Source organism: Micrococcus sp. KRD012 (assembly GCF_017168555.1).
Lineage (GTDB): Bacteria > Actinomycetota > Actinomycetes > Actinomycetales > Micrococcaceae > Micrococcus > Micrococcus luteus.
On sequence record NZ_JABFBB010000019.1, the window covers coordinates 2,747 to 11,037 of the forward strand.

An 8,291-nucleotide genomic window follows, 5' to 3' on the forward strand; every position below is an offset into this window, starting at 1 on the left:
TCCCATCACGGTGGCCAGCACCACCACCCAAACGGGCAAACCAGCTGGCCACCAGTGGGCAGTTCTGATGGCCACCAGCGGGAAGAAACACTGGCCGCCTATGGGCAGAACTCAATGGCCCTTGACAGGAGGTCCGCGCATGGGCCTCGCTCACGCACACCAGTGCCCCTGTACCGTCCGCTGCGTCTGCCCGCCACGAGCTGCGCCCGGACACGGTCGAACGTGCCGGCACCGGGCCGGAATCCTCCGCCTGCGTGCCCACCCCGGCAGGGGAAGACCGGCGGCAGACGCCTCAGCGGGTCGCCGCCGCAGGCCGAGGCGCACCGTGCACCTGCAAGCTGTGGGACACAGGCCGCGCCCCTGGCGGTGGCGCGCGGAGGCTCTGACGGCCTCACGGCGAAGCCGGACCTGTCGCCGCGTGTGGCAGCGGTGCCCGGTCGGGGTGCACCGCGCTGCAACTCAGCGATGGACCGGCACACCCCGTGTCCCGGTCCGAGTCGAGAGAGGACGAACCGGCCTGTCACCGCGGACCGTGGTCTCGCTCGGGCGTGCACCTGCGAGGCCCAGCGACGCGTGGCGTCGGCGATGGTGGCCGGGACACGACGTTCACCGTCGGCCCCCTGCCCCGGTGGCGACGCTCCCCGGGCTTGGCTGGCCCCACGGCTGTCAGCGGCCTCATGCCCTCCTGCCACACGACGACGTGGCGATCTCCGGTCGCCCGGAGCGGGTGAAAGCCGCATGGCCGCCCACACCATCACACGCGGTCGTGGGGCCTACTCCCCAGCCGTGTAGGGCTCAGGGCATCGCCGCCGGGCCCCTCAGGGTGGCTGCCGGCGCACGCGGCGACGTCGGGTGGCGTGCCCAGCGCCGCTGCGCGGCACGCGCACTCATCGTGCACGGCTCCCACCTCCCCCGACGCGGCGAGGCGAGGCAGGACGTGGGGATCCGCCGGTGCAAGCGCACCTCGGGCGTGAGGGGCTGGCCGCCGCGACGGCGGGCTGGCCGTACTCAGCTCCCAGGGAAACGCCGCAGGCCGGACCCCCGAGGGGATCCGGCCTGCGGCGTTGGAACGACGGCCGGGTCAGTGGGCGTACTTGCCCCGAGAGAACTCGTAGACCCACCCGAAGGTGAAGTAGGTGCCCGCGACGACGCCGATGATGAAGATCCACCAGCCGACGGCCAGACCGGTCACGATGATCGCGCAGGCCAGGCCCAGGCCCAGCGGCCACCAGCTCCAGGGAGCGAAGGTACCGTAGGTGCCGGCGTAGTCGGTGATCTCGCCGTCCTCGTCGTCCGCCGGGCCCAGCCCGAACTTCTTCTCGGTGGATTGGAGATACCAGGCGATCATCCAGGACATCCCGCCCACGGCGTAGATGGCCGGGATGCCTGCCCACTCGGTCCACTCGACCCAGAACCCGTAGAGGGTGGCGGCTGCGATGAAGAACAGGCCGATGATCCAGAAGATGTTGGCTGCGACCTTCACTGTGCGACCTTCTCTCCGAAGGCCTCAGACGTGTTCTGAGGCGAGTGCGGGAAGAGCTCCGGGTGGTGCAGATCCAGCGCCGGACGCTCGGAGCGGATGCGCGGCAGGGAGTGGAAGTTGTGCCGCGGCGGCGGGCACGAAGTGGTCCACTCGAGCGAGGCGCCGAAGCCCCACGGGTCGTCCACGGTGACCTTCTTGCCATAGCGCGAGGTGATGTAGACGTTCCAGAAGAACGGGATCAGCGACGCGCCGAGAACGAAGGAGAAGACCGAGGAGAACTCGTTCATCGCGGTGAAGCCGTCCTCGATCATGTAGTCCGCGTAGCGACGCGGCATGCCGATGACGCCCAGCCAGTGCTGCACCAGGAACGTGCCGTGGAAGCCCACGAACAGCAGCCAGAACTGGATCTTGCCGAGACGCTCGTTCAGCATCTTGCCGGTGAACTTGGGCCACCAGAAGAAGAAGCCGGCGAACATCGCGAACACCACGGTGCCGAAGATGACGTAGTGGAAGTGCGCCACGACGAAGTAGGTGTCGGACACCTGGAAGTCCAGGGGCGGCGACGCCAGGATGACGCCGGTCAGGCCACCGAACAGGAAGGTGACCATGAAGCCGAGCGTCCACAGCATCGGGGTCTCGAAGGTGATCGAACCGCGCCACATGGTGCCGATCCAGTTCACGAACTTCACGCCGGTCGGGACCGCGATGAGCATGGTCATCACGGAGAAGAACGGCAGGAGCACGGCGCCGGTCACGTACATGTGGTGCGCCCACACCGTCACGGAGAGCGCGGCGATCGACGTCGTCGCGAAGACCAGGGACTTGTAGCCGAAGATCGGCTTGCGGGAGAACACCGGGATGATCTCCGACACGACGCCGAAGAACGGCAGGGCGATGATGTACACCTCGGGGTGGCCGAAGAACCAGAAGAGGTGCTGCCACAGGATGGCGCCGCCGTTCTCCGGGTTGAAGATGTGGCCGCCGAAGCGACGGTCCAGGCCCAGCGCGAACAGGGCCGCGGCCAGCGGCGGGAACGCCATCATGATCAGGATGCCGGTGATGAGCGTGTTCCAGGTGAAGATCGGCATGCGCCACATCGTCATGCCAGGAGCACGCATCGTCAGGATCGTGGTGATGAAGTTGACGCCGCCCATGATCGTGCCGAAGCCCTGGAGGACCAGACCGAACACCCAGAGGTCACCGCCGACGCCCGGCGAGTACGTGGTGTTGGAGAGCGGGGCGTAGGCGAACCAGCCGAACGAGGCCGCACCCTGCGGGGTGAGGAAGCCGGCGGTCGCGATGAGCGAGCCGAACAGGAAGAACCAGAACGCCAAGGCGTTCAGACGCGGGAAGGACACGTCCGGAGCACCGATCTGCAGCGGCACCAGCACGTTGGCGAAGCCCACGAAGAGCGGGGTCGCGAACATGAGCAGCATGAGCGTGCCGTGCATGGTGAACAGCTGGTTGTACTGCTCCTTCGTCTGCAGGATCTGCATGCCGGGCTCGAAGAGCTCCGCGCGGATCATGAGGGCCATGACGCCGCCGATGCAGAAGAAGACGAAGGACGTGATCAGGTACATGTACCCGAGCACCTTGTGGTCGGTCGTCGTCAGCCAGCTGACGACGATCTTGCCCAGCGAACGGGGCACCACACGAGGCTGCGCCTGTGAGCGCACCTCATCCGTTGCGTACTCGTAAGTGGTCATCAGTGGCTACCTCCACCGCGGGGGGTCTGGAGATCGCGCTCCATCGTCCCGGCGCCGTCAGGGTTGTTGTTGGGATTGCGGCTGTACTCGTCGCCCACCTGACCCGGCTCCATCTCCTCGAGGCGCTGGACGAACTCCGCCTCGTCGACGACCTCCACGTTGAAGAGCATCTCGGAGTGGAACTCGCCGCACAGCTCGGCGCACTTGCCGTCGTAGCTGCCCAGCTCCTGGGGGGTCAGGTAGAGGTGGTTGGTCTTGCCGGGGATCAGGTCGCGCTTCTGGAGGAACTGCGGGATCCAGAAGGAGTGCGCCACGTCGCGGGACTTCAGCTCGAAGTGCACCGGCACGTCGTTCGGCAGGTAGAGGACCGGAAGGGTGTCACGCACGCCCTCGGTGCCGTCCAGCTGGGCCTGGATTCCGGAGTAGTGGGCCTCGATGACCTCGCCGTTCTCCTGCTCGTAGGAGTAGTTGAAGTCCCAGGACCACTGCTTGCCGTACACGGTGACGGTCAGCGGCGAGTCGTCCACGGGGCGGTCGACCTCGGTCTGGACGCGGTTGGTGAAGCCCCAGAGGGTGAAGACCATCAGGATCGGGATGGCCGTGAACATGGTCTCGAGCGGCACGTTGTAGGCCGTCTGCTTCGGGAAGCCCTGGTCGTTCTTGCGGCGGCGGTACGCCACCATGCACCAGATCATGGCGCCCCAGGCCAGCAGGCCGACGACCATGGCCGCGATCCAGGAGTTCACCCACAGGTCGGTGAGCTGGGCGTTGTGGTTGGTGGTGTCCCGGGTGCCGGGGTACCAGCCGCGCTGGACCTCTGCCGAACACCCGGTCAGCACCAGGAGCGCCGTGGTGCCCACGGCACCGGCGGTCCAGCGGCGGCGAGTCCGACGTCCGGCGTCATTCTGTGCTCTCACAGACGGCCTTCCTCTTCATCTCGTGTGCGAGGGGCGTGCCCGCTCCCCCGGCGATTCGGCGACTTCTCGCAGCGTCCTCGCAGGGAGCACGGGTATGCCCTGATGATTCAGAGCCAGTCTAAGCCGAAACGAGCGGATTCTCCGCACTGTGACACGGGCGCCTCGTATCTGGGAGTCCGGTCAGAGCATCCTGGGTGCAGTGTCCGAGCACGACGACGGCGGGCCGGCCGAGGCCGACCCGCCGGTACGCGGTCCGAGGCGCTCCGGGCGCCCTCAGATCAGTGGAAGGAGTCGCCGCAGGCGCACGAGCCGCCCGCGTTGGGGTTGTCGATCGTGAAGCCCTGCTTCGAGATGGTGTCCTCGAAGTCGATGGTCGCGCCCATGAGGTAGGGCACGCTCATCTTGTCGACGATCACCTCGACCCCGTCGTAGTCACGGACGGTGTCGCCGTCGAGGACGCGCTCGTCGAAGTAGAGCTGGTAGATCAGGCCCGAGCAGCCGCCCGGCTGCACGGCGACGCGCAGCCGCAGGTCCGTGCGGCCCTCCTGCTCGAGCAGCGAGCGCACCTTGCCGGCCGCCACGTCGGTCAGCTCGACCTCGTGCGGGGGCAGGCCTTCGGCGTCCTGGGTCGCGCCGATCTCGACGCCGGTCTCCTCTGCGGACAGAGCCATCGTGACCTCCTCAGATCATGGGGCGCGGACGGGGCCGTCACGCGCGTGTGGTCTCCCGGGCAACACTAGCCGCCCACGGGGCATTCCCGGCCCGCCGCACCGGCGGCGGGCCGGGCGGCGCTCACGCGGAGAGCCGGGCGAGCCAGAGCGCCTCGGCGACGACGGCCCGCTTGAAGTCGTCGATGTGCAGCGACTCGTTGGCCGAATGCGCCCGCGTGTCCGGGTCCTCCACGCCAGTGATGAGGAGGGTGGCCTCCGGGAAGACCTCGGCGAGGTCCGCGGTGAACGGGATGGAGCCACCCATGCCGATCGCCCGCGGCTCGACGCCCCAGGCGTCCTCCAGGGAGGCCATCATCGCGGCCGCGGCGGGGGCCGAGGTGTCCGTCGTGAACGGCTGACCGAACTCCCCCGCGGTGACCGTGATCTCCGCGCCGAACACGGCCGCGGACTGCGCCTCCAGGTGGGTGCGCAGCGCGTCGAAGGCCTCCGCGGGGTCCATGCCGGGGCCCAGGCGCAGCGAGAACTTGGCGCGCGCCGCGGGCTGGATCGTGTTCGAGGACTCCGCGACCGAGGGCGCGTCGATCCCGATGATGCTCAGCGCGGGCGCGTTCCACAGCCGGTCCGCGACCGGACCGCGGCCGGCCAGGGTCACTCCGTCCAGCACGCCCGCGTCTGCACGGAAGACGTCCTCGGGGTAGTCCAGGCCCGCCGTCTGCCGCGGCTCGAGGCCGGGCACGGCGACCGCGCCGTCCGCGTCGTGGAGCGTGGCGATCAGCCGTGAGAGCAGGACGACGGCGTCCAGGACCGGCCCGCCGAACATGCCGGAGTGCACGGCGTGGTCGAGCACCCGGACGGTCACCGTGCCGTCCACCAGCCCGCGCAGGGAGGTGGTCAGCGCGGGCTCCCCCACGGCCCAGTTGGACGAGTCCGCGACCACGATCGCGTCGGCGTCGAGGCGCGCCCGGTGCTTCTCCAGGAAGGTGCGGAAGGTGGGCGAGCCGGCCTCCTCCTCGCCCTCGATGAAGACGCGGACGCCGACGCCGGCGTCGGGCAGGACGTCCCGCAGGGCGGCGAAAGCGGCGAGGTGGACCATGATGCCGGCCTTGTCGTCGGCGGCGCCGCGGCCGTACAGCCGCCCGCCGCGCTCGGTGGCCACGAGCGGCGGGGTGTCCCAGAGGTCCTCGTCCCCGATCGGCTGCACATCATGGTGGGCATACAACAAGACGGTGGGCTTGTCGGAGGCGCCGGGCTTCTCGCCGATCACCGCCGGCCCGCCAGGCCGGTCGTCGTCGCGGGTCTCGGTCACGATCTCCACATCCTGCAGGCCCGCCTCGCGCAGCAGGCCCGCGACGGCCTCCGCGGACCGCTCGAGCTGGGCGCGGTCCGCGGAGTCCCAGGCGATGCCCGGGATCGCCACGAGGTCGGTGAGGGTCTGGAGGGTCGTCGGGAAACGGGCCTCGACGGCCTCACGGACGGCGGAGACGAGGGCCGCGTCCTGCGGCGCACGGGAGGTGATGTCAGTCATGACGGCCAGCGTAGACGGCGGCCGGGCCGAGGGCCGCGCCTCCGGCCAGGCCGGACGCGCCCCACCACTAGACTGGACGGGTGTTCAAGCGAGACAAGATCCCCGAGACCGCGCCCGCCCCCTCGACTCACGGCTCCTCGGCCGCTCCCGCCGAGGGCGCCGCCGTGGCCGAGGCCGGGCCGCGCGACCGCTCGCAGGGCAAGAAGGGCCCGACTCCACGGCGCCGCGACCAGGAGGCCGCGCGCCGTCGCACCCTGGTCCCCGAAGATCGCAAGGCGGCCCGCAGGGCCGAGCGTCAGGCGATGGCCCAGGAGCGGATGCGCCAGCGCGCCGCGCTGGAGACCGGGGACGAGCGCGGCCTCCCGGCACGCGACAAGGGACCGCAGAAGCGCTGGGTCCGTGACTACGTGGACGCGCGCACCGGCATCGGCGAGTGGCTCATGCCCGTCGTCTTCGCCTACGTCCTGCTCATGTTCATCCCCGGCCGCGAGGCGCAGCTGATCCTGATGATCAGCCTGTACGTCCTCGTGGCCCTCGTGCTCATCGAGAGCTTCCTGGTCAGCCGGCACATCAAGAAGGGCCTGACGGAGCGCTTCGGCACGCCGGAGCCCGGGACCGGCTTCTACGGCATCATGCGGGCCCTGCAGTTCCGCCGCCTGCGTCTGCCCAAGCCCCAGGTCAAGCGGGGCGAGTACCCCGCCTGACACGACACCGCGCCACGGCCCGGACCCCGGTGGGTCCGGGCCGTCGCGGCCCCGGCGAGCAGACCGTCAGCCCCGCAGGGACCGCGCCAGCCCGGCGGTGATCCGGCCGGCCCAGAACGGCCCCTCGTAGAGGAACGCGGTGTAACCCTGGACGAGGTCCGCGCCCGCGTCGAGCCGGGCCTGGACGTCGTCGGCGTCCGTCACCCCGCCCACGCTGACGACGGCGGTGCCCGTCGGCAGCGCCGTCCGCAGGACCTCCAGCACCCGCATCGACCGCTCCTGGAGCGGGGCGCCGGACAGGCCGCCCGCGCCCAGGGCGTCCACGTCGGCACGCGGGGTGCGCAGGCCCTCCCGGGAGACGGTCGTGTTGGTCGCGATGACGCCGTCGAGCCCGAGGCGCTCGGCGAGCGCCCCGACGGCGCGCACGTCGTCGTCCGCCAGGTCCGGGGCGATCTTCACGGTCAGCGGCACGCGACGGTCCGGGACCGCACGGTCGGCCTCCTCGCGCACCGCCGTGAGGATCGGCTCCAGCGCGTCGATCTCCTGCAGCTGGCGCAGCCCCGGCGTGTTCGGCGAGGACACGTTGACCGTCAGGTAGTCGGCGTGGGGCGCGAGCAGGCGGGTCGAGGCCCGGTAGTCGTCCGCCGCGTCCTCGAGGGGGACCACCTTGGTCTTGCCGATGTTCACGCCCAGGACCGGCCGGGCCGGGCCGAAGCGGCGCTCCAGTGTCTGCCGGGTCCGCGCCAGGCGGGGGGCGACGGCCGCCGCGCCGTCGTTGTTGAAGCCCATGCGGTTGACCAGCGCCCGGTCGTCCACGAGACGGAACAGTCGCGGTTGCGGGTTGCCGGGCTGCGGCTGCGCCGTGATCGTGCCGACCTCGATGTGGCCGAACCCGAGGTCGGCCAGGGCGGCGGTCCCCCGGCCGTCCTTGTCGAACCCCGCGGCCAGGCCGAAGGGCGTCGGGAACCGCAGGCCCATGACCGTGCGCGCGAGCAGCGGGTCCGGGCGGAAGGCGGCGCGCAGGGCGGCGGACGCCCCGGTGCGCTCGACCAGCCGGATCGCGTCGAAGCCCCGATGGTGCGCCTGCTCCGCGTCCATGCCGCCGAACACGGCACGGAAGAAGGGCGGGTACAGGCGAGGCGCGCGGGAGGTCAGGAGGCCGTCGACGGCGGACTTGGGATCAGGCAGCTGCATGCCCCCATCCTCGCACGGGCCTCCCGCCCGTCCGGGGTCCTCCTAGAGTGGTCGGATGGCCCGTGACCCGATCCAGCCGCCGCCCCCGGAC

Annotated in this window: 7 protein-coding genes; 1 reads left to right on the forward strand and 6 read right to left on the reverse strand. The window is 70.5% G+C overall.

All coding sequences use genetic code 11. The features are described 5' to 3' along the window. Nucleotides 1-1,081 precede the first annotated feature (1,081 nt). The 5 genes from J1M37_RS07760 to J1M37_RS07780 all read right to left on the reverse strand — a co-directional run bounded on the left by J1M37_RS07760 (nt 1,082) and on the right by J1M37_RS07780 (nt 6,302). Nucleotides 1,082-1,483, reverse strand: a complete 402-nt coding sequence (locus J1M37_RS07760; protein ID WP_206452416.1) for an aa3-type cytochrome oxidase subunit IV — start codon at nt 1,481-1,483, stop codon at nt 1,082-1,084. Beyond that, complete coding sequence (ctaD, locus tag J1M37_RS07765; RefSeq protein ID WP_206452417.1) at nt 1,480-3,189, reverse strand: aa3-type cytochrome oxidase subunit I; 1,710 nt, start codon at nt 3,187-3,189, stop codon at nt 1,480-1,482. Before ctaD ends, J1M37_RS07760 begins: the two co-directional genes overlap by 4 nt. After that, nucleotides 3,189-4,106, reverse strand: coding sequence for an aa3-type cytochrome oxidase subunit II (ctaC, locus tag J1M37_RS07770; protein ID WP_446724888.1), 918 nt, complete (start codon nt 4,104-4,106; stop codon nt 3,189-3,191). Before ctaC ends, ctaD begins: the two co-directional genes overlap by 1 nt. A gap of 278 nt (nt 4,107-4,384) precedes the next feature. Then, the gene (gene erpA, locus J1M37_RS07775) at nt 4,385-4,777 is read right to left on the reverse strand and encodes an iron-sulfur cluster insertion protein ErpA (protein WP_002854644.1); all 393 of its coding nucleotides are present in this window, start codon (nt 4,775-4,777) and stop codon (nt 4,385-4,387) included. A gap of 121 nt (nt 4,778-4,898) precedes the next feature. Then, the gene (locus J1M37_RS07780; RefSeq protein WP_206452418.1) at nt 4,899-6,302 is read right to left on the reverse strand and encodes a dipeptidase; all 1,404 of its coding nucleotides are present in this window, start codon (nt 6,300-6,302) and stop codon (nt 4,899-4,901) included. A gap of 80 nt (nt 6,303-6,382) precedes the next feature. Here J1M37_RS07780 and J1M37_RS07785 point away from each other — a divergent pair, with 80 nt between their 5' ends. Then, complete coding sequence (locus J1M37_RS07785; protein ID WP_170748146.1) at nt 6,383-7,006, forward strand: DUF3043 domain-containing protein; 624 nt, start codon at nt 6,383-6,385, stop codon at nt 7,004-7,006. Between the two features lie 66 nt (nt 7,007-7,072). Here J1M37_RS07785 and J1M37_RS07790 read toward each other — a convergent pair whose 3' ends face one another. After that, nucleotides 7,073-8,200 (reverse strand): quinone-dependent dihydroorotate dehydrogenase, encoded by a 1,128-nt coding sequence (locus tag J1M37_RS07790; RefSeq protein ID WP_152743875.1) that lies wholly within the window; start codon nt 8,198-8,200, stop codon nt 7,073-7,075. Between the last annotated feature and the right edge of the window lie 91 nt (nt 8,201-8,291).